This is a genomic window from Legionella sp. JM-2024, from assembly GCF_055389095.1.
On the sequence record NZ_AP039388.1, the window covers coordinates 137,738 to 157,959 of the forward strand.

Sequence of the window (20,222 nt, forward strand, 5' to 3'; positions counted from 1 at the left end):
AAAATCCTAAAAATGAAAATTCATAACAGCGATTATAATTTCTACTGTAATTAATACAATAATAATTACTTCTAAATGGTGGCCATGACGATTTTCTAAATAGCCATTAAACATATCAAAAATTTCATTCAGCGTATCAAGACGATGATTAATCGCATTAACGCGTCTTTGTATGTGTAAATAGCGTTCAAGCATTGAAAAATGTTCTTCTAACGTTGGATGTTGCCAAAAATATTTGGGATGGTACAGAAAATTACTGATTAAGTTCAGTTCACTTTTGGCACCTAAAATTTCACCAATAATTTGTTGGATTTGTTTACGGCTTATAGGCATTTCACCTTTGTGCGATAAGGATTGAATTAAAGGATTATATTTATCAATTAGTGCATCGATAATGGTTTCAAAATATTGTAATTTTGCCGATTGGGAAAAACCATAAGATAAGCTGAGCTTGAGTTCATCAGTGTCTTGTTCAATGGTTAAACAATCCACATCATAAAAGCCATGAGGCTCTATTGCTGTTTTATCACCAATTTGATAATGAAATTCATCATGAACCGACAAAGCTACTGGCTTATCAATAAGCAGTTTAATAATGTCTAAATAGTCCTGAATTTGATATCGTTTTATTCCCCAAGACACTACCGTTCCATTTTTAAAAATGAACACAGTATGGTTTCGGTTTTTATGAGAGTTAAGTTTTATTACGTCTCTGGTTTTTACAGAACTAAATTCATTAGAGAAATTTTTTAAATGAAGATCAAGACGAGCTAAATCTATGGTTTTGGCAACACAGAAACTTAAGCATTCCATGATTTTAATAACCTGCGATTAAAAAAAGGCGCCTGCGAAATTGGAGTGTTATGCAAACGCCATCTATTGGCTGTTAGTATACAGTAAATTCTGTGTTATTACACACTTTCGGTGGTTTCGCGTCCTGAATAAGCTTTCTTTCTATCTGTTATACCACATAGCCATTGTGGACAAACTTCCAGAATTTCTGCAATTTTATCAAGCTGGTTTTGATCAGGAAGAGCATGCCCAAAAATCATCGAGTTGGCCAAATGGCGAGTTACTCCAAAGACTTTTGAAACCGCTTTGGTTTTTTCTGTTAAATCCTCGGGAAATCCCAGTACCGCCAGTTCACGATTGAAACGCTGCGAAAACAATTTACTGTTCATTTTTCACTCCATGAAAATAATATAGTTAACTCAACATTAATTGGCTTAGATGTTGACCCAACGTCTTCACTTATCAATCCTTGATATAGTTAAGAGTGTTATAACTTATTTTTTTTTAATAGCAAAGAGATTTTCAATAATAAAATCAATTACTTTGTATTGAGTTAACAAGATGATGGATTGCTAATCAGATAATGTTTAAAAAAGATGGTTTCAAATTGAAATTCAAAACATTCATATTGTTTTTGCTTTATTTTAATAGTAATTTTTTATTAATAAAAAATGAGGGAGCAATGGATGAATGTATTGAAAATTGATTTTGAAGGGCCTGATGCTGGTGGTTTATTTGCTTCTTCATTACACGATACCGGGTTTGCTGTTTTAGAAAACCATCCAATAGATATTCAGTTAATTGATACAATTTATAAGGAGTGGATGGCATTTTTTAATGGTGAAGAAAAATATCATTATCAATTCCATGTTGAAACCCAGGATGGTTATTTCCCATTTACAATTTCTGAAAAGGCAAAAGGGGCTACAGTAAAAGATTTAAAGGAGTTTTATCAATATTATCCTTGGGGACAGTATCCAAAATCGCTTAGCCTAAATACTAAAAAATTGTATGAGTATTTAAATCAATTGGCATCAACCTTGTTAAATTGGTTAGAAAGTGAATTGCCACCATTCATTGCGAGTAAATTGTCTATGCCTTTATCAAAAATGATTCAACATAGTGAGCAAACCATGTTGAGAATATTACATTATCCTCCTTTATCAGGAAATGAACCAGTTGGGGCAGTTCGTGCAGCGGCTCATGAAGATATTAATTTGATTACTTTGCTAGTGGGGGCAACCAGTTCCGGTTTGCAGGTAAAGGATAATTATGGTGATTGGCATGAAGTGCCATGTTCTAAAGAAAGTATTGTGGTAAATGTAGGCGATATGCTTGATCTGGCCACAGAACACTATTATCGTTCAACTACTCATAGAGTAGTTAATCCAGAAAACGTTCATCAGTCCAGGTTATCCATGCCTTTGTTTTTACATCCTTATCCAGAAGTAGCATTATCGCCAGAAAAAACAGCCGGGCAGTATTTACATGAGCGCTTAGTTGAATTAGGTCTAAAATGATTAGAGGGCTGTTTACATTTCTACTAACCTGGCGCACTCAACTTGACAAAATGTAAACAGTTCATAGATTATTTATTGAGAATATCAATTATGTTATTGGCGTATTCTATCCCTTTTAGGTAGGATTGAGCGAGTTCCTCAGTATTGACAGTGGCGCTGTCTAATTGATTAAAGTTTGCTTGTTCATAATCTATGGTAAATTTCAGAATTTTACCTAAATCCCCTTTATGATTTAACAGTGCTTCATTTAAAGTTTCGCTTAATTGAATTTTTGCTAATAGTGAGGGCATAGGTTCATTTAAAATGCCATCTAAGGTGGAAAGAATACCAATAGTATAGGCTTGATGTGGATTAGGATAACCGATTGATTTTGATAAGGACTCACACATCTTCGCACGAATTAATGTTCGCTCTAACAAATCCTGTGCCACATCATCAAGGCTTACTAATAATAGTAAGTTTAACCAATTGCGAATTTGAATTAGGCCTAATTGAGAAATCGCATCCATTAGTGATTCTATTTTTTTACTTATATACAAAGAGGCAGAATTTGCTAAGCGCAAGATACGATAGCTGAGTTTAGGAATTTGCAAAATAATTTCTTCGATACGCTCAATAGGCACATTTTCATTATTTAATTCAGTTAATAGCCTTAGAAGTTGTGTTTTATTTTCGGTAATGGCTTGCCCTTTTAATGAATCCGGTTTGTTGAGAAAAAAACCCTGAAAATAGTCAAAACCCAGATTAATGCAGTTATTGAATTGGCGCTTGTCTTCAATTTTTTCTGCGAGCAACTTCCCGCGAAAGGATTTCAGAGGCAATAATTGCTCGGAGATTTGCTTTTCATCACGATTAAGCACGTCAATTTTAATAATATCGGCCATTTCAACCAGAGGAATTAATTCATTTCTGAATATAAAATCGTCAAGCGCAACTTGATATCCTTGTTTTTTTAATTCCGTTAAATTGAATATTAGAGGTTTGTCAATAGTTACAGTTTCCAGAACTTCAATGACAATTCTGTTTTTTGGAAGCAAAGCGGGTATTTGTTGTACCAGATGATTATGGGTGAAATTAATAAATGCCCGCTTATTACCTATAATGGTATTCACATCAAGATTGGCAAATAATTGTAATAGAACAGATGAAGTAGCAGTATCGCCTGACAAAGAACTTATGTTATCCACATTTGAGCTTTGTGCCTCATTACTACGATACAAGAGTTCATAGGCACAGATGGAACTGTTTTTATCATAGATACCCTGACGAGCTAGCAATGTTCTTATTGGTGGTTGATCCAATTCTACAACCGTTTATTAAATCCCTTGAAATGACATTATATCATTATTTTATAAAGTAAATAATGTGATGTTTGAACCTCTTATAATTGCGAGGTTTGCGAGTTGCTAATCCGAATTGCCAACGAGAGGGGCAGGCAAAAGGAACAATTAGAGATGAAACGATAAAAATAGCCTCTGCCTTTTTAAGGCAGGGGCTATATTAAATGGAAAATCTTTTAATCAGGTGCCATTAATTCAGGTTTTTGCTCAATAACCCCAGGTATAGTTTGTTTACTCATGATTCGCAAAATAATTTAAGTCTAATTCGCGAGCTGCTTTCACATCGTCTAACCTTTTGACAGGCAAAGTATGTGGTGCGTTTTTGAGTAAATCAGGTTTATTGATGGCTTCTTCCCGGATGGTTTTCATCACTGTAACAAAAGCATCCAACTCTTCCTTACTTTCCGTTTCTGTTGGCTCAATAAGCAAACACTCTGGAACTAGCAAAGGGAAATAGGTGGTGGGAGCATGGAAACCATAATCCAATAATCTCTTTGCAAAATCCATTGCAGTGATTTCGTAATTTTTCTTTTCGGGGTTTAAAGTAATAATAAATTCGTGTGAAGCTCGTCTGGCGGGATAGGCTGCAGTAAAACCGCCCTTAGTTAATTCTTTAAGTAAATAGTTGGCATTTAGTGTCGCAAATTCAGAGACACGTAATAAACCTTCTTTACCTAGCACGAGCATATAAAAATAAGCACGTAATAAAATGCCTGCATTTCCCATAAAGCCTGATAATCGTCCTATGCTTTGTGGATAATCCTGGCGAGTAGCCCATTGATATCCTGTCTCGGTCTTTTTCACAATAGGCAGCGGCATATAGGGGATAAGACGCTTACCTACAGCGACTGGACCTGCACCTGGGCCTCCACCACCATGCGGGGTGGCAAATGTTTTATGTAAATTAAGATGCATCACATCAAAACCCATGTCACCCGGCCTTACTTTACCTAAAATAGCATTAAGGTTAGCCCCATCATAATACAGTAGCCCACCTGCTTGATGCACAAGAGCAGCTATTTCTTTTATCTGGCGCATAAATAATCCCAAAGTAGAGGGATTGGTTAACATGATTCCTGCAGTTCTGGGGCCAACCTTGCTTTTTAATTCTTCCAGATCGATATCTCCATCTGGAGCGGTTGCAATTTCTACCACTTTAAATCCACACATCACAGCAGAGGCAGGATTGGTTCCATGAGCTGCATCAGGAATGAGCATTTCATCCCGGGCACTATCGCCACGAGATTGATGATAGGCTTTAATCATCGCTACCCCGGCAAATTCTCCTTGTGAACCTGCCATTGGGGTTAATGAGACTCCAGGCATTCCTGTGATTTCAGCAATATAATTTTGTAATTTATAAAGAGTTTCTAAAAATCCTTGGCTCTCATGTTCTAATGCTAATGGGTGGCGGTTTATAAAGCCAGGTAGCGAGGCTGCTTTATGAACACCGCGAGGGTTATATTTCATAGTACATGAACCCAAAGGATAGAAATTCGTGTCGATAGAAAAATTCTTTTGAGAAAGGCGAGTAAAGTGCCTTACTACTTGCAATTCGGAACAGGCAGGCAATCTTGGGGGAGACTTTCGTTGAAATTCTTCGGGTATTGAGCAGTGACTGTTTACTACTCTGAGTGCTTGGGCCTTAGCCTGACGACCTGTTTTAGATAATTCAAAAATCAACATAATTTGCCTTCCGTTTTTTGAATAAGTTCCTTGAGTTCATCCCGATGTTTTACAGGAGTAAACTCGATAAATTTGTAATCCGCAATTTCTGCTAAATAGTACGGGTCTTTTTTAAAAACTGATTCCAAATAAGCTCTATCGTTTGTTGCAGCGATGATGATTCCACCAGTTCGAGGTTTCATAGGTCCAGAAGCAACCAATAAGCCCTGTTTGTAGTGATAATCAAGAAACTCTCTATGTGCTTGCAGATATTTATTGACTTCACTTATAGGAGTTAAATAAGTTAATTGCACTATAAACATCAGGCACCTCGCTTGGACATTATGGTCCTTAGTGCTTTAGTATATTTTGCAATGTCCTCTGCAGTACGTACTTCCGTAGCACAAACCAACAACGTATTCGCTAATTGGGGGTAGTGTTGCTCAGGGGCATACCCACCTGCAATTCCAGCGTCGGCTAGTTGTTGTAATACAAATTGAACGGGTTGATTTAATTTAATCAAGGCTTCATGAAAGTAGGGCGCTTTAAAAACCAGTTCTACTCCATCAATTTGTGTTAACTCTGCTATCAAATCATGAGTGTTTTTGTGGGAATGAGTGGCAACTTGGCATAGTCCTTCAGGACCTAAAAGACTCATGTAGATAGTCGCCGCAGTCACTAATAAGCCTTGATTGGTACAAATATTTGAAGTGGCTTTGGCACGACGAATATGTTGCTCTCTTGCCTGGAGAGTCAAGCTAAAACCTGTTTTTCCATCTTTGTCTACGGTGCGGCCAATTAGTCTTCCAGGCATTTGTCTTACATGAGCCATACGAGTACTCAAGAAACCAAAATAAGGACCTCCAGAGGCCATAGGAGAGCCTAAAGGCTGTCCTTCACCACAGACGATATCAACTCCGTGCTCTCCCCATAAACCTGGAGGCTTTAATAAAGCTAAAGAGATTGGGTTAACACAAGCCACACTGGCCGTTTTGTTATGATGAGCCCAGGACGTCAATTTATCTACTTGTTCGAGACAGCCAAAGAAATTCGGTTGAGCAATGACTAAAGCCGTAATATCTTCCCCAGTGTATTGATTGAGAGAAGTGAGATCAGTGATCCCCTGTTGTTCATTAAAAGGAAGTGTGATGACTTCAATGTGCTGATTACGTACTACTGTTTCAATTGTTTCACGATAAAGGGGATGAACTGTTCCTGCAATGAGTACCCTATTTGTTTTGCTGTGCTTATTAATTCGGACAGCCATTAATACTGCCTCGGCTAAAGCAGTTGCACCGTCATACATCGAAGCGTTGGACACCTCCATGCCGGTTAATTCGCAGATCATTGTTTGATATTCATACAGTAACTGTAAAGTTCCCTGGCTGGCTTCGGCTTGATAAGGTGTATAGGCTGTTAAAAATTCACCTCGAGAAGCAATATCCCACACTGCTGCTGGAATGTGATGTTCATAACATCCTGCACCAATAAAACAGATACCATTATGATTTTTTTGTGCTTGATTCTGAGCTTCTTTCAGCATATCCATTTCATTGAGGCCAGGAGGAATACTCTGAAATCCTGCGTATTGCAAAGAGTGAGGTATTTCATCAAATAGATCCTGAATATCCTGAACACCAATTGCTGTTAGCATCTCTTTGGTATCATCGGGGGTGTGTGGAATATAAGGCATAATTAATTTTCCTCAGCAATCTCATTTTGGTATTGATCAGCGCTTAACAAGTCATTGATTTCATCTGGATGAGTAGGTTTTAGCTTTACAAGCCAGCCTTCATGGTAGGGGTCATGATTGACTATAGCAGGGTTCTTAACTACAGCATCGTTCACAGCAGTTACAACACCACTAACGGGAGCATAAAAATCGGAGGCCGCCTTAACCGATTCAACCACACCTAATTCTTGACCTGCGTTCACTTCATCACCTATTTCAGGTAGTTCTACAAATACCATATCTCCTAGTAATTCTTGAGCATGATCTGTAATTCCTACAGTAACTTCCTCTTGTTCATTCTTTAACCATTCATGGGTTGATGTGAATTTCAAATCATTCATTTTTTGTATCCTTATATTAATATTACCAAAATTTACACTGGTTTTCCTTGTTTGACAAAACGAGGTTTCCCAACCTTTGCGGGAATCAACCTGCCACGTATGTCAACAAGTACTTGCTCTCCAGTTTCTACAGGGACTCGTGCCAACGCTATTGATTGTTGGAGGGTCGGAGAATAACTGCCGCTGGTAATAATTCCATCAGGGCAATCTTCAATAATGACCTTTTGACCACTGCGCATAATGCCTTTATCCAACAAGGTTAAACCAACCATCTTGCGTTTGACTCCTTGTTGCTTTTGAGAAACCAATGCACCCATACCAATAAATCCCCTGTCTTCAGGTTCCCATTTTACAGTCCAGGCTAATCCAGATTCCAAAGGAGTCGTCGTTTCGTCCATATCTTGGCCATAGAGGAGCATTCCAGCCTCCAGCCTGAGGGTGTCTCTGGCCCCAAGCCCACAGGGTGTTACTCCAGCATTTGATAAGTCATTCCAAAGTTGAGTTATCAATTCATTGGGCACTATGATTTCAAGACCATCTTCTCCAGTGTAGCCAGTGCGAGCAAAAAACCAGTGATCCACGTCAACACACTCGAACGAGGTAAGTGTTGAAACCGCATCAATATGAGCAGGAGTAAGGATGCTTAATGTTTTCGCTATGGCGTTTGGACCTTGTACGGCAAGCATAGACAATTCTCGTCGTTCTTGTAAGCCAACAGCAAATCCCTCGCTTTTTGCGCGAATCCAGGCTATATCATTTTGCCTGGTTGCTGAATTAAGTACCACTCGATAATTGTCTGAAGCTCTTTGGTATACAATCAGGTCATCTATAATCCCGCCGTGCTCATTGCACATGCAACTGTATAGTGCTTTACCATTATGAGTAATTTGGTCGATATCATTTGTCAGGAGCTTGCGAAGAAATTGGCGACCACCAGCACCTAGGATATCAACGATGGTCATATGCGAGACATCAAACATTCCCGCGTCATTTCTTACAGCATGATGTTCATTTAACTGAGATCCATAATGCAGAGGCATATCCCAACCATGGAAATCAACCATTTTTGCCCCACAAGCCAAGTGCGTAGCGTGAAGAGGAGTTTTAGCAGTCATTGCATTTCCTTTTTTTATCACTTATTGCATGTGATTATACCTCTTGGGATTATTTTTGCGAGGTTTCCAATTTGATTTTTAGCATGATCCTCTTTGGAAATGTCATATAATATAAATTTATGGGAAAAAAATATGGTTTGGCCGATTATTTGGAGATGGATCCTCGATTTAGGATGGTTGTGTTTTCTTTTGATTCTTTTTCGGTATTTTTGGAAGAAAAGAGGAGATTTGATTGAAGCTAAATCCTGGTTAAAAACCAAAGGACACATCACTCAATGTGAATGGACAAGAGTAGGGCATAGTATTTGGCCTAAAATAGAATATGTTTATCAAGTTTATGATAAAGATTTGATAGGGGAATATTTGTTTTTAGATACTTCACTCAATACGCCTAATAGTAAATATTCCCGGGATATTGCCTACAAAGTGGCATTAGCATATAGAGATAACTCAGAAATTGATGTTTATTACAATCCAAATCATCCTGAGCAATCTGCTTTAGATGTTGCTATACCAAAGAAACTGACTTTAATTTTAACTTTAATTAGCGTGTTAATTTTGTTGCATATCTGTATTATTGTTTGGCGCCTCCTTGGCTAGCATTACTTGAGTTATCGTCATTTTTACATTGGCACGGTGGACTAATCGGAGTCGATTGGAGACTTGTTACGCTGAATCCTCTTACGCCCTGGCCAGACGCTGCTTGTGTAAACCCTAATACAACTTTCAAGTTTTGCTTCTGTTGATATTGGGGATTCTCGTAGACAACAAGTATTGGCATGATGGCTTGCCAATGAGTAGGATCTAAGGTTACGAGTTTAGGGGGTTCCGTAGCAACTGCGGTTACATAATAAGCGTTTTTTTGAACTGCTTCAGGCAGCTTTGATGCATTGAGTGCTTTGCTATAGGATATCCAGCCATTGGCTGTAAAATATTTGGCTATTTCCTTTTGTTGTTGTGTGTAATTTTTATAGTCAAAAGTGTAAGTGGCAATAATGGCTTCATTAGCCCAAACGGCTAATTGTGTTCTATCAGGGCCTGCATAGGTTAATTTGGTTGTAATGCTTATGAGTAAACCAAGTACTATAGTGAGTGTTTTGTTCATAATAAATTCTCATCAATTTTATCTTACTTCAGTGTAGTCATTTTTTCATTACAAAAAAATCCCCGGGAAACATTCCGGGGAAAATCATTTATCTGGATTTGGTGTAATCCAGATATTACCCCGCATAAAGAGGGGGAAAGCGGGGTAGAGCATCCGGGGGGAATGCTCACTTTATTAGACACATGAACTGTAAAAAAGTTCAAAATTAAGTGAATTTATTTATGACAGGGCTTACGAAGCACTTTAAGGTCGGGGCAAAAAAGTTTTTAATAAAGGAGAAACGATAAACTAAATGATCGAATTTAAAAATCTTTTAACGAAGAGATTGAAGTTTTTCGTAAGTTGGGTGATTTAGTGCGATATAGGGTGGTGTGTCTGGTATCGATAGGGTGGTATTTATGGTATTTTATATTCAGGACTAGGACAGTATTTTTTAGGCATCAGGACAGATTACAACTAAACCTGAACATTAATTGTGAGAAGGCATAGTGGGCAACAGTCGCTTTTATTTTGCTAATCCCGATAAATTTAGTCGATTTATTAATCGATGGGATCTGCTATTGCTAATATTAATTTTTTCCGTGCTATTTTTTTTAGGTTGGGCCGGTTCGCAAATGACGACTCCTTATCAATTAGGAGATCAAATTCCCATTTCTTTGGAACCATCGAATCTTCCCTTTTATGCTTTACGTACTGTTTTGCGAATGTTTATCGCATTGATTTTTTCAATTCTGTTTACTTTTATTGTTGGTGCCTTAGCCGCTAAAAATCGTAGGGCTGAGCAAATTATTATTCCGGCAATTGACATTTTACAATCCATCCCTGTGTTAAGTTTTTTATCCATCACGGTCACAGGGTTTATTCATTTGTTTCCAAATAGTTTATTAGGCCCGGAATGCGCTTCAATTTTTGCCATTTTTAGCGCCCAGGTATGGAATATGACTTTTGGGTTTTATCAATCTTTAAAAACAGTTCCACATGATTTGATTGAAGCCTCTGCTATGTTTCGATTGTCGGCCTGGCAGCGTTTTTGGAAAGTAGAAGTTCCTTTTTCCATGTCCGGTTTGTTATGGAATATGATGGTTTCGATGTCTGCCAGTTGGTTTTTTGTGGTTTTGTCTGAGGCCATTTCGGTAGCGCATCAAAATATCAGACTGCCTGGTGTGGGTTCTTATATCGCATTGGCAATAGCTCAGAGAGATTTACATGCCGTAGGATACGCTATCTTAACTATGGTTATTGTTATTTTCTTATATGATCAAATACTTTTTAGGCCTCTTATTGCCTGGTCTGAAAAATTCAGAATGGAACAGTCACCTGATGAGTCCGAGTATCAATCCTGGTTAATTGATTTAATTCGCAGTAGTCGTTTGATGAAACGAGTGACCGAGGGACTTGCTGTATTCACCAATGGTTTTGTAAATGCTCGCTGGCTTAGGATTGGAGAGGTCAAGGCGGTTAAGGAAATTAATTTTAAAAGACAGAAGCGGCTGGACCGATTGTGGGGAGCACTTGTTCTGGTCTTCGTTATTACTGGGGGCTGGTTTTTATTGAAATTTATTCTTGCTGAATTGAAAGTCAGTGATATATTCCACGTCTTTTTATTAGGGGCTGCAACAGGAACTCGAGTCATTATATTGATTTTATTAAGCTCTATGCTGTGGATTCCGGTAGGGGTGTGGATAGGACTAAGGCCAGGTCTGGCTCAAAAAATACAACCAGTGATTCAGTTCGTAGCAGCATTTCCAGCTAATTTGTTTTATCCTTTGTTTGTAATAGCCATCGTAAAATTTAATTTGAGTGTAGAAATCTGGGTGACTCCACTCATGATCTTGGGTACGCAATGGTATATTTTATTTAATGTGATTGCAGGCGCTTCAAGCATCCCGCGAGATCTCTATTTGGCGGCAGATAATTTCGGATTAAAGGGATGGATATGGTGGAAAAGGTTAGCTTTGCCGGGTATTTTTCCTTTTTATATCACTGGCGCCATTACAGCAGCGGGTGGAGCATGGAACGCCAGTATTGTTGCCGAATACGTAAGCTGGGGAAACATTACTCTTAAGGCCACGGGCCTGGGAGAGTATATTCAGGCAAGTACAACGACAGGGGATTTCCCACAAATTGCTTTGGGAACAGCAATGATGTGTGTCTATGTACTGGCTTTTAATCATCTTATTTGGCGCCCGCTTTATCGCTTAGCTGAAGAACGATTTAATTTTAATTGAGACTTCTATGACGGAAACTATTATTAACATAGAAAATTTAAGCAAATCTTTTAAAAAAGCCCCTTCTCAGCATCTTCTTGTCCTTGAAGATGTCAATTTCAAGTTACAGGAAGGAGAAATAGTTGCTTTATTAGGTAAATCCGGCTCAGGAAAATCAACCTTGTTAAGGATTATTGCAGGTCTTGTTGCACCTTCAGGTGGTACTGTGACGTATCGAGGTAAATCAGTTACCAGGCCTGTGGAAGGTATTGCTATGGTATTTCAATCGTTTGCTCTTATGCCATGGCTCACAGTATTGGAGAATGTTGAGCTTGGTCTGGAGGCACAAGGAATCAGTCGTGAAGAAAGAAGACACAGAGCGATCGAGGCTATCGACATCATAGGCTTGGATGGTTTTGAGTCCGCCTTTCCCAAAGAATTATCTGGCGGTATGCGACAAAGGGTTGGCTTTGCCCGTGCATTGGTCATTAATCCAGATGTATTATTAATGGATGAGCCATTCTCCGCACTGGATGTGCTTACTGCAGAAAATCTCAAATCAGATTTATTGGAATTATGGAAAGAAAAGAAAACGAATACCAATGGCATTTTATTAGTAACTCATAATATTGAAGAGGCAGCGACATTGGCTGATAGAATAGTTATTTTTGGTAATGACCCAGGCTATATTCGAGCCGAACTACCAGTGACCCTACCCCAACCACGAGATCCTGAAAGCCCAGAATATCTGGCTTTGGTTGACAAGATTTATACTTTAATGACTACTGGACCCAAAGAAAAGGCCAAGCGTGCGCAAAGAGAGCGTCAAATAGGTTTAGGTTACCGACTTCCAGATGTTGAGCCTTCCGAATTATCTGGTCTGATTGAGACTATGAAATCGTTTGAAGAACGCATTGACCTGCCTGAGCTTGCAGATGAGTTGATGATGAATATCGACGATTTGTTCCCAATTCTTGAAACTTTGGAGATACTGGGTTTTGCAAAGGTATCTGCTGGGGATATTCAGCTAAGTGAATTAGGCAAACAATTTTCAGAAGCCGACTTGCAAGAACGTAAACAGTTGTTCGCTCAAAGATTGTTAGAAAAAGTTCCTCTTGCACGTTACATACGAAGAATATTGGATGAAAAGGCAGGGCATCGCGTTTCAGAAGAACGCTTTTTAAGTAAATTGGAAGATTATTTAAGCGAAAAAGAAGCGGATCGCGTTTTAAAAACGATGATTGACTGGGGACGTTACGCTGAGATTTTTGCTTATGATTTCAATACGGGTATTTTGAGTCTGGAAAACCCGGGTAAAGGTGCTTAAGTTGAAAATTAGGAAAGACTGACGGCTAACCAAAAGAGGTAGCCGCATTAGTTAAACATCATTTTCTTAATTTAGGCCGATTTTCTTATTAAATAATCCAGGATTTCAAATAAACGTTCTTGATTCCCCGCCATTTGTAAGTCAGTTTTGTATTTATTGTTTACAACAAAGGCTGGGACGGCATTAATTTGATAATGTGCCATTAATGACATGCCATTGTTAACTCGCATGTCTATTGTAGGTGAATTTTCAAAAGCGCTCTTGGCAATTTCTCTGTCTACCCCATGAGCAACAAAGAAATCAATCATAGATTGTTTCGTTGCTAAAGGATTTCTATCTTCCTGGATTGCTTTGAATAATATGGGATTCAATTTATCGGACATGGCCAGAGTTTTTGCAGTGTAATAAGCTTTGGCGTACAAATCCCAGTTAGGTTTAAAAACTACTGGCACTCGTTCAAGATGGGCGCTGTTTCCCATTTTGATTGCCCAATCATTCAATGGAGCATCAATTTTATAACACCATGGGCAACCATAACTAAAAAATTCTGTAATCACAGGTGTCTTATCTTTGTTAGCGGTTAATTGCATACTGGGGACAACCTGATAATCTTTTCCCTCGGTGAATTGAGCTGCCAAAGCGGTCATTGGTATAAGAAATAATACGCAAATTAATTTTTTTAACATGTTTGATTCCTCAATATAGCCCTTGAATATAATAAGCGACTGCTTCCATATCTTCTGAACTCATTTTACTGCTGATATCCTGCATAATTTGATTTAAATCATTGGTTCGCTTACCGTCTTTAAATGCTTGCAACTGCATCACTGTATAAGCCGCATTTTGGCCAGAGAGCAGCGGGAAGCCTGCTTGAGCATTTCCAGTTCCTTTAGGGCCATGGCAGGCGATACAGGCTGCAATATGCTTATTTAAATCACCACCTCTATAAAGTTGTTCGCCTCTTTGCAAATATTTTTTAGGAGTCGAACCTTCGGTAATGGGCATTTTAGCATAATAGGCAGCCAAGTCATCCATATCCTGCTCATTTAGGTTTGCAACTATTGCCGTCATCGTTGGAACAGGACGTAATTTACCTTCTTTTATATCTTTTAACTGTTTCACGAAATATTTTTCATGCTGACCAGCAAGGTTAGGCCATTCAGGGTTCATACTAATACCTTGTGGACCATGACATGCCGTACAAACTTCCGATTTTTTTTGTGCTGGCTCTTGTGGGTTTTCCTGAGCAAAAAGAACAGGTGAGGAACACAGGATTAGTACGAGTGCTAATTTTTTCATGAATTTCTCATAATAATTTGTCAATTAATGGTACACTGCCAAGGTTAAAATCCCAAAACTATAATGATATCTTATGTCAATCAATTTATATTCTAAAGCACTATTTTTAAAAAGTGCAGCTCGTGTCAATCAATTACCAGAAGATTTCGGCTATGAAGTGGCCTTTGCTGGCCGTTCCAATGCAGGAAAATCCAGTGCCTTAAATTGTCTTACCGGGAATAAAAATTTAGCCCGGACCAGTAAAACTCCTGGCCGTACCCAGTTAATCAATTTATTTTCTCTTGATGCCCAAAGACGGCTTGTTGATTTGCCTGGCTACGGTTATGCCAAAGTAGCAATGGGAGTTAAATTGGAATGGCAAAAGAATTTAGCCCATTATCTGGAAACAAGACAATGCCTTAAAGGTTTGATTTTATTAATGGATGTGCGACACCCTTTGAAAGATCTGGATCAAATGATGATCAATTGGGCTATAGACAGAGAGCTTCCCGTGCATATTTTATTAACCAAATCCGATAAATTGAGTCGCAGTGAGGTTAAGAGCACAGTTCTTAAAGTACGACAGTTTTATGAGTTGGCTGAACATTTGGTGTCTGTGCAATCATTTTCCTCTGTGAAAAAAGAGGGGATAGAGGAGTTGGTTTCTTTGTTAGACAGTTGGTATGAATGGATTTAGTCATTAGCCAGTTGGATTGTGCTTTAATTGATAGAGTATTCTTAAGGATTACATAATATTCTCCTGCTATAATGCTCTCATTATGATCCATATGTATTTAAGAGGCCCACAATGACAGATTTATTTCCACAAAAGGGAGTGCCAATTACTATTAAACAAGGTATTGGCGGTAGTTGTTATCTTTTATCGTCTTTAGACTGTATTTTAAATCTGGGAGACGAAGGCGAGCAATTAATCAAATCACTTTTCACTCAAATGGAAGATGGCAGGGTTATTGTAAGAATTAAACGCAATGAAGAATTAAAAGGCAACTTAAAGAAGGATAAAATGCATGGAAAATATACACATTATGTTGATGAATTAAACAATGAGGATGTTTTTGAGATAAGTCCAGAAAGATTAAAGGAAATTGATACCCTGTATGGTGGAGTGAGAAGTAATTCACTGGCAATAAAAATTTTGGAACGCCTGGTTTCTTATTATTATCCAGGGGATTGGAGTAATGTCGATCCTTTGGCAAGTGTTATTGCTCATGATATACCAGATAGAATTGCAGGTTACTCTTCTACTGCTTTTGTCGGTAAATTCTTTGGTATCCAGGCTGAAGACATTCCATATTCAAAGCTTAACGATATTATCAAGTTGAAGTTAATAAATCCCGATGAGCCTGTTTATATCAGTATGTCCTATGGAAAGTCTGATTCGTTTGGGAAATTTCATGGCCGTCATGCTTTAAGAATCGACAAAATTATTCCTAAAGGGTTTGGAAACTATGATTTTGTGCTAATAAATCCGCATGATAATTCTAAAACAGAAACTTACAGTTTAGATGATCTCAACAAACGAAGTTGCCGGTTTTGCCTTTTTAATACCAACGTCCATCGGGCTAGTTTGACGAAAAAGTTGTTGACACTATCTGACGATGAGGGAAGGTATGTTTTTGCCAATCCAGATTTGCAGAAAATGCTTATATCCTTGGAGGAAAATAGTCTTCTCACTAATAAGACTATTTCTTCGTGTATTAGTTTACATAAACAAATGCCTTATCTTGAAAAGATTTTCCTTAAACTTTCAGTAGAGGAAAGAAGAGAATTAGCCACTTGCATAACTAATGCTAATGGTTCTAAAAAGGAGTTCCTAAAATTACTCATAACTAATATTCCTGCAATGGATCTGCTTGAATTAGTTCTTAATGAAGAAGTCTCTCAAGAATTATTAGGGGAGGTTTTAGCTGAAATAGCATCAACAGGGATAGTCAAAGAAAGCAAACCAAGCTCTAAATTAAGTATAGATTTTGGCAGCAAGGCGTTTTTTGATTTAATTGTTAAATCATCAATTAACAATAAAAGCAAACAATTTGGATATAATCCTGAAAAAGCAAAACAGGAAATTGAGTTAGGGCTAATAAACTATTATTTAGGTGGAGTTTCTAATAATTTAACTAGAAGCTCAGGATTAAGAGCTTTATTTATGGCTAATGTATTTCGCAGAGAGGCAATCGAGACTTTGTTTTCTCCTAAAGAAATTTTAGCTACAGCAGTGACTACATATCTTACTGTCTTTTTCCCGCAAGAATCAACGATTAAACACATAAAAAGCCAAGATGCCTCTCAGATTAATGAAGAGTTTTTCAACATGGTTATCTCCGGTACAAAATTTAAAAATCCGGATGAATTGTTTACAAATTTGCACAGATTGAGCCAGGTTAATCCTGAAATAGCAAAGGCTTTATTTGTTTTAGCATCTCAGAAAATTAATGTTCTATTTGGTATATCTTTCGATAAGTATGCCGAAAATGTGGCTTTGAAAGACGGTGAATTTAAAATATGGTTTGAGTCTTTATCGAAACCAAATCTAGCCCCAAAAATTCCTGTTATTGATAACATAGTCAGGGAAAAAGAGGAGTCAGTTGCCCTTGAACCCGCTAAAGAGGTCATTTCAAATAATATTCGACAAATCAATTCTATCAAGATTGATTTTAGTAATTTGACAATGACTGAATATGTAGAAGTCCATGCAAAAGAATTACGATTACAACTTGAAAAAATAAGCAATTCCTCTGAATTGCAAAAAGCGGCAAGGGAACTTGGATTTTCAAATGGTCAGCACCCGGAAATGCAGAAAGTCTTGGAAGAGCAACTTCGCAAGATTGAGTTTGCTGAAAATCAACAATTATCTTTAATCAAGAGAAATGAACTGGAAATAGATAAATACGTCAGAAATATGAATGAATTTTCGATATCGTTTCATGATACAAGCTCAATAGATATTATCGAAAAGCAACGCATTCATTTGCAGACTCAATTAAAGGCAATTTTTCCAGCTGAAGATCTTTTTGGCCAATCGCTCATTGCTAATCAAAAAATTAAAAGTGCCTATCAAGACAAAATCAGACAGATTAATACTCGGACTGAAGAGATCCAAAGAGATATGAAAGAAAAAGCCAGGAAAGTGATCAGTGCAGTTAAAGAGCAAATAGAGCGATTTCCTGTTGATTTTAGCGATAAAGTTTCCTCGTCAACCGTAGAATTACAGAGAAATAATTTATTGAGACAGCTAGATAGGTTGGTCATAGGAAACCAAGATTTATTAAAGGCACAGCGTGTTTTATCTTTTTCAGATACTCCTGAAGAAATTGCAAAAGCACTTCAAGCTAAAAAACAAAGAGTAAATGAGATAGCTGAACAATTGATTATTGAAATAAACAAGAAGAATGCTATTGACGAAACAAGTGAGAGAAATATTAAGATAATTTCAGGTGGTGTTGAGAAAATTTATTCCATCAAGGTGCATTTTGGAAATCTAAGAACAGCGGAATTTGTTGGAATTCATGCCACTGAATTAAGGAAGCAACTTGAAAAAATAAGTAATTCTTATGAATTGCAACAGGCGGCGAGGGAATTGGGATTTTCAAATGGCAAGCATCCTAAAGTGCAGGAAGCCTTGCAAACTCAATTGCTACTTATTGAAAATGCCACGAACCATCAGCTTGACTTAATCAAGGATAATGAAAGTAACATAGACAAATACGTCAGAAATATCAATGAGTTCCCGGTAACGTTTCATGATCTTGGTTCAATAGAAGTCATCGAAAAGCACCGCATTCATTTGAATACTCAAATTAAGGCAATTTTTCCAACGGAAGATCTTTTTGGCCAATCGCTCATTACAAATCAAAAAATAAAAAATGTCTATCAAGAGAAAATCAAACAAATCAATACTCGTGCTGAAGAGATCCAAAGAGACATTGCAGAAAAAGCCAGGAAAACGATTGGTTCAATCAAAGATCAAGTGGATCGATTTCCTATTGATTTCAAAGATATAAGTTCTTATCCAGCAGTAGAATTGCAGAGATATAAATTATTACAACAGCTGGATAAACTGGTTAAAGAAAACCAGGAATTGTTGAAAGCTCAAAGCACTTTAGATATTCAAGGTGTTCCTTCGGAAATTGCAAAAGCACTTCAAGCAAGAAAACAAAGAGTAAATGAGATAGCTGAACAATTGATTATTGAAATAAACAAGAAGAATGCTATTGACGAAATAAGTGAGAGAAATATTAAGATAATTTCAGGTGGTGTTGAGAAAATTAATTCTATCGAGATGCGTTTTAGAAATCTAAGAACAGCGGAATTTGTTGGAATTCATGCCACTGAATTAAGGAAGCAACTTGAAAAAATAAGTAATTCTTATGAATTGCAACAGGCGGCGAGGGAACTGGGATTTTCAAATGGCAAGCATCCTAAAGTGCAGGAAGCCTTGCAAACTCAATTGCTACTTATTGATAATGCCGCGAACCATCAGCTTGACTTAATCAAGGATAATGAAAGTAACATAGACGAATGCGTCAGAAAAATAAATGATATTTCGATAGAGTTCCATAATGCAAGTACAATAGAGTCTATTGAAGAGCAACGAATTTATTTGAATAATCAAGTAAAATCGATTTATAAAATCGAAGATCTCTTTGGTCAATCGTTAGCTGCAAATCAAAAAATACAAAAAGCTTATCAGGATAAAATTACCCAGATTAACATTCGCGCTGAAGAGCTCCAAAAGGAAATTACAGAAAATGCAAGGAAAATCATCAATGCAGTTAAAGAGCAAATAGAGCGGTTTCCTGTTGATTTTAGTGATAAAGATTTTTCGCCAGCGATAGAATCACATAGAAATAATTTATTGAGACAGTTAGATCGGTTAATCATCGGAAATCAGGAATTATTAAAAGCACAGCGTATTTTAGATTTTCCAGATATTCCTGAAGGAGTTGCAAAAGCACTCCAAGTTAGAAAACAAAGAATAAATGATGTCGCGGATCAACTGATCGTTATAATAAATGCTAAAGAAGTAGTAAAAAACTATGAAAAGCAAATCAGACAATTTCCTGTCACTTTTGATCAGTGTCTAACTGGGGAACAAGTTGAAGCTAGAAAATATGATCTAATACTTAAAGTTAGGAATTTAGTCGTTAACAAGACGGATTTGGCTAAGGCACAGAAACAGCTGGGAATTTTAAATGAAAATTATCATATTGATATAACAGAAGCGATAACAGATAAAATTCGTGACATTCGTATTCAAGCTGAGGAAGTTGCCAAGAAAATTGAGGCGCAAAATAAAATCAAATCTCAAGAAGAATCATTAATGGTTATTGCAGAAATCAAGTTTTCTGATCACATGGCTACTATTAAACGAATGGCTGAAAGATTAGAAGCCAAAGCTGAAAAAAATGAAAACTATGAACTGGCTGCATCTAAAGCGAGACTACTTTATGATAAGTTATTAGAAGCAGAAACGAATTTCATCAATTCAAATATGCCTAAAGATATTAAATGTAAAAATTTTCATAAAGAGTGTACTAAAGCTATTAATGATGCCCTACCTGTTTTACAAGAGCATCGTGGCTGGAAACAAGTTTTTGCTGACATAGCAGGTGCGTTACTATCTTTGGTTACTCTCGGCGGTGCTAATTTATATGCGGGACGATGGAGATTATTTCCTGCTCAAACGGGATCAGAAAAAGTGGTCAACGATTTTTCAGTATCGTTACAAACTATTAAAGTGAAATCTTGATGTACCTGATTTGAAATTGCTTCAATGAGC

Annotated in this window: 17 protein-coding genes; 6 read left to right on the forward strand and 11 right to left on the reverse strand. The window is 37.4% G+C overall.

Annotated features, from left to right (window positions below):
• Window positions 1-6 precede the first annotated feature (6 nt).
• Window positions 7-813: an RMD1 family protein gene (locus ACZ5EK_RS00605; RefSeq protein ID WP_464430866.1), complete on the reverse strand. Its 807-nt coding sequence runs from the start codon at window positions 811-813 to the stop codon at window positions 7-9.
• Between the two features lie 98 nt (window positions 814-911).
• The gene (locus ACZ5EK_RS00610; RefSeq protein ID WP_464430867.1) at window positions 912-1,181 is read right to left on the reverse strand and encodes a hypothetical protein; all 270 of its coding nucleotides are present in this window, start codon (window positions 1,179-1,181) and stop codon (window positions 912-914) included.
• A gap of 297 nt (window positions 1,182-1,478) precedes the next feature.
• Between ACZ5EK_RS00610 and ACZ5EK_RS00615 the strand changes: the two genes are divergently transcribed.
• Window positions 1,479-2,312 carry a 2OG-Fe(II) oxygenase family protein gene (locus ACZ5EK_RS00615; protein ID WP_464430868.1) on the forward strand — a complete coding sequence of 278 codons (834 nt, stop codon included), beginning with the start codon at window positions 1,479-1,481 and terminating at the stop codon, window positions 2,310-2,312.
• A 68-nt stretch (window positions 2,313-2,380) separates the two neighbouring features.
• Here the strand turns inward: ACZ5EK_RS00615 and ACZ5EK_RS00620 are convergent, their stop codons facing one another.
• The 6 genes from ACZ5EK_RS00620 to gcvT form a co-directional block, all read right to left on the reverse strand.
• Window positions 2,381-3,613, reverse strand: a complete 1,233-nt coding sequence (locus ACZ5EK_RS00620; protein ID WP_464430869.1) for an EAL and HDOD domain-containing protein — start codon at window positions 3,611-3,613, stop codon at window positions 2,381-2,383.
• 270 nt (window positions 3,614-3,883) lie between these two features.
• Window positions 3,884-5,338 carry an aminomethyl-transferring glycine dehydrogenase subunit GcvPB gene (gene gcvPB, locus ACZ5EK_RS00625; protein ID WP_464430870.1) on the reverse strand — a complete coding sequence of 485 codons (1,455 nt, stop codon included), beginning with the start codon at window positions 5,336-5,338 and terminating at the stop codon, window positions 3,884-3,886.
• Window positions 5,332-5,640 carry a YciI family protein gene (locus ACZ5EK_RS00630; protein WP_464426044.1) on the reverse strand — a complete coding sequence of 103 codons (309 nt, stop codon included), beginning with the start codon at window positions 5,638-5,640 and terminating at the stop codon, window positions 5,332-5,334. The genes gcvPB and ACZ5EK_RS00630 overlap by 7 nt, the downstream gene beginning before the upstream one ends.
• Window positions 5,640-7,010 (reverse strand): aminomethyl-transferring glycine dehydrogenase subunit GcvPA, encoded by a 1,371-nt coding sequence (gcvPA, locus tag ACZ5EK_RS00635; RefSeq protein WP_464430871.1) that lies wholly within the window; start codon window positions 7,008-7,010, stop codon window positions 5,640-5,642. Before gcvPA ends, ACZ5EK_RS00630 begins: the two co-directional genes overlap by 1 nt.
• A 2-nt stretch (window positions 7,011-7,012) precedes the next feature.
• Window positions 7,013-7,390, reverse strand: coding sequence for a glycine cleavage system protein GcvH (gcvH, locus tag ACZ5EK_RS00640; RefSeq protein WP_464430872.1), 378 nt, complete (start codon window positions 7,388-7,390; stop codon window positions 7,013-7,015).
• 32 nt (window positions 7,391-7,422) lie between these two features.
• The gene (gene gcvT, locus ACZ5EK_RS00645) at window positions 7,423-8,505 is read right to left on the reverse strand and encodes a glycine cleavage system aminomethyltransferase GcvT (RefSeq protein WP_464430873.1); all 1,083 of its coding nucleotides are present in this window, start codon (window positions 8,503-8,505) and stop codon (window positions 7,423-7,425) included.
• A gap of 132 nt (window positions 8,506-8,637) precedes the next feature.
• On the opposite strand from gcvT, the gene ACZ5EK_RS00650 reads away from it, so the two are divergent.
• Window positions 8,638-9,105 carry a DUF3592 domain-containing protein gene (locus ACZ5EK_RS00650; protein WP_464432429.1) on the forward strand — a complete coding sequence of 156 codons (468 nt, stop codon included), beginning with the start codon at window positions 8,638-8,640 and terminating at the stop codon, window positions 9,103-9,105.
• On the opposite strand, the gene ACZ5EK_RS00655 is transcribed toward ACZ5EK_RS00650, so the two are convergent.
• Window positions 9,080-9,610, reverse strand: a complete 531-nt coding sequence (locus ACZ5EK_RS00655) for a DotI/IcmL family type IV secretion protein (protein WP_464430874.1) — start codon at window positions 9,608-9,610, stop codon at window positions 9,080-9,082. The genes ACZ5EK_RS00650 and ACZ5EK_RS00655 overlap by 26 nt on opposite strands.
• Before the next feature lie 488 nt (window positions 9,611-10,098).
• On the opposite strand from ACZ5EK_RS00655, the gene ACZ5EK_RS00660 reads away from it, so the two are divergent.
• Window positions 10,099-11,838, forward strand: coding sequence for an ABC transporter permease (locus ACZ5EK_RS00660; protein WP_464426050.1), 1,740 nt, complete (start codon window positions 10,099-10,101; stop codon window positions 11,836-11,838).
• 7 nt (window positions 11,839-11,845) lie between these two features.
• On the forward strand, window positions 11,846-13,144 hold the full coding sequence (locus tag ACZ5EK_RS00665; protein ID WP_464430875.1) for an ABC transporter ATP-binding protein: 1,299 nt from the start codon (window positions 11,846-11,848) through the stop codon (window positions 13,142-13,144).
• Window positions 13,145-13,215: 71 nt separating this feature from the next.
• Here the strand turns inward: ACZ5EK_RS00665 and ACZ5EK_RS00670 are convergent, their stop codons facing one another.
• Window positions 13,216-13,830 carry a thiol:disulfide interchange protein DsbA/DsbL gene (locus ACZ5EK_RS00670; RefSeq protein ID WP_464430876.1) on the reverse strand — a complete coding sequence of 205 codons (615 nt, stop codon included), beginning with the start codon at window positions 13,828-13,830 and terminating at the stop codon, window positions 13,216-13,218.
• A gap of 10 nt (window positions 13,831-13,840) precedes the next feature.
• The gene (locus tag ACZ5EK_RS00675; protein ID WP_464430877.1) at window positions 13,841-14,443 is read right to left on the reverse strand and encodes a c-type cytochrome; all 603 of its coding nucleotides are present in this window, start codon (window positions 14,441-14,443) and stop codon (window positions 13,841-13,843) included.
• A gap of 73 nt (window positions 14,444-14,516) precedes the next feature.
• Between ACZ5EK_RS00675 and yihA the strand changes: the two genes are divergently transcribed.
• Window positions 14,517-15,119 carry a ribosome biogenesis GTP-binding protein YihA/YsxC gene (gene yihA / locus ACZ5EK_RS00680; RefSeq protein WP_464430878.1) on the forward strand — a complete coding sequence of 201 codons (603 nt, stop codon included), beginning with the start codon at window positions 14,517-14,519 and terminating at the stop codon, window positions 15,117-15,119.
• Window positions 15,120-15,230: 111 nt separating this feature from the next.
• Window positions 15,231-20,192: a hypothetical protein gene (locus tag ACZ5EK_RS00685; RefSeq protein WP_464430879.1), complete on the forward strand. Its 4,962-nt coding sequence runs from the start codon at window positions 15,231-15,233 to the stop codon at window positions 20,190-20,192.
• The last annotated feature ends 30 nt before the right edge of the window (window positions 20,193-20,222 follow it).